Raw genomic sequence first — 1,790 nt, 5'->3', positions numbered from 1 at the left:
TTAGTTGCTATTAAAGATGAGCAACTGATTGGTACGCTTATGGGCGGCTACGATGGCCATAGAGGCTGGATTAACTATTTGGCTGTTCACCCCCACCAACAACGCTTAGGAATCGCTACAGCGCTCGTTCAGCAGCTTGAGAAGCGCCTCATTGCTCGTGGCTGCCCAAAACTGCAATTATTAGTTCGTAAAGACAATTTGAATGTATTGAATTTTTACGAACAGCTTGGCTATGACGAGGTAGAAGCAGTGTGCTTAGGAAAACGACTTATTCGTGATAGTTCTAATGATTAGAACCACGTTTTGTTTGGGCTATTTTGAGAAAGTTAAGGCGATATTGGGGATAACCCTCTTTGCTTGTGGATAAAATGAGATTTATACACAGGTAAGGTCTTAACATTTTTATTAAATAAACAAGCATGAAAAAAGCCCCATACATTATGTATGGGGCTTTTTCGAATATGGTGGCGAGACCCAGGATCGAACTGGGGACACACGGATTTTCAATCCGTTGCTCTACCTACTGAGCTATCACGCCGAAGTGGGCGTATTAAACAATGTTTATAAGAAGACGTCAAGCAACTTCCGTGTTTTTTGTAACAAGTGATTATTTTTAAATCACAACCACAAAATAATAGAAGCTTTTAGTGATGTAGTTTACCAATGTGAGCCAAACAGCGATGAATCGCGCCACAACCTGGTTCAAAAGTTTTAACACCTTTTGACTCTTCTATACGGCAAGCTTCTTCGACTAAGCGCTCAGCCACCCCACGACCACGGTTCGCAGGGTGCACAACAATATATTCAAGAACCTTGCTTTCGCCTTGTCCTGAAGACCAAATTGCACCTATAATTTTGGTGTTAAATTCGGCAGTGTATAGCGTGGTATACTGTTGTAAATCTTGTTCAAGTTGTTCAATCGCATCGTGCCCGTCACCAAACTCCGGACTTGTATCATACAGTCGCTCAAGCTGATCGCGGATCTCTGAATTATCTAGAGAACTATAAGCATGTACGGTAATAGGCATTGATTAACCCTCCTGAGCAAACTATGATGCTGTCACGAATTCGTCACAGCGAAATTGTCGTTAACATCCAATCATTTTTGACGTTTTTTGAGGAACGTGTCCATGACGCAACGTATCAGTGAAGTGGTTAGAAATACCAATGAAACCAAAATTCGAGTTCGTTTAAATCTCGACGGTACTGGTCAAGGCACACTAAACACTGGAGTTCCATTTTTAGACCATATGATTGATCAAATCAAGCGACATGGCTTATTTGATATCGATATTCATTGTGACGGAGACCTCGAGATTGATGATCACCACACCGTAGAAGACTGTGGTATCACGCTTGGACAAGCTTTTGCACAAGCTTTGGGCGATAAAAAAGGTTTAAAACGCTATGGTCATTTTTATGCACCATTAGATGAAGCTTTATCTCGTGTTGTTGTCGATTTATCTGGTCGTCCGGGTTTATTCATGGATATTCCATTTACTCGTGCGCGCATCGGTACATTTGATGTCGATTTATTTTCTGAGTTTTTCCAAGGTTTCGTAAACCATGCGCTTATGACCTTACACATCGATAACTTAAAAGGTAAAAATAGCCACCATCAAATCGAAAGTGTTTTTAAAGCACTTGCTCGTGCTTTACGTATGGCATGTGAAGTTGATCCACGTGCTGAAAACACGATCGCATCGACAAAAGGTAGCCTCTAATGACACGTATCGCGTTACTTGATTATGGCATGGGCAATCTACATTCAGCTGCTAAAGCACTTGAGC

The 1,790-nt window shown here is 41.5% G+C and carries 3 protein-coding genes, 1 tRNA gene and 1 pseudogene; 3 read left to right on the top strand and 2 right to left on the bottom strand.

Going from position 1 to position 1,790, the window contains the following annotated elements:
• A partial coding sequence (locus tag J663_RS18450) for a GNAT family acetyltransferase (protein ID WP_033851427.1) occupies positions 1-294 on the top strand: 294 nt, incomplete at its 5' end.
• 168 nt (positions 295-462) lie between these two features.
• Here the strand turns inward: J663_RS18450 and J663_RS18445 are convergent.
• Positions 463-538, bottom strand: a tRNA-Phe gene (locus J663_RS18445).
• 106 nt (positions 539-644) lie between these two features.
• Positions 645-1,028 carry a GNAT family N-acetyltransferase gene (locus J663_RS18440; protein ID WP_002116928.1) on the bottom strand — a complete coding sequence of 128 codons (384 nt, stop codon included), beginning with the start codon at positions 1,026-1,028 and terminating at the stop codon, positions 645-647.
• A 102-nt stretch (positions 1,029-1,130) separates the two neighbouring features.
• On the opposite strand from J663_RS18440, the gene hisB reads away from it, so the two are divergent.
• Positions 1,131-1,724 carry an imidazoleglycerol-phosphate dehydratase HisB gene (gene hisB, locus J663_RS18435; RefSeq protein WP_002116767.1) on the top strand — a complete coding sequence of 198 codons (594 nt, stop codon included), beginning with the start codon at positions 1,131-1,133 and terminating at the stop codon, positions 1,722-1,724.
• A pseudogene (locus tag J663_RS19375) lies at positions 1,724-1,790 on the top strand (imidazole glycerol phosphate synthase subunit HisH); the annotation flags it as partial. The gene hisB and the pseudogene J663_RS19375, both read left to right, overlap by 1 nt.

Origin of the sequence: Acinetobacter sp. 826659 (assembly GCF_000588515.1) — a bacterium.
In the GTDB taxonomy this organism is placed as follows: Bacteria; Pseudomonadota; Gammaproteobacteria; order Pseudomonadales; family Moraxellaceae; genus Acinetobacter; species Acinetobacter pittii.
This window is presented reverse-complemented; position numbering and strand designations above follow the sequence as displayed.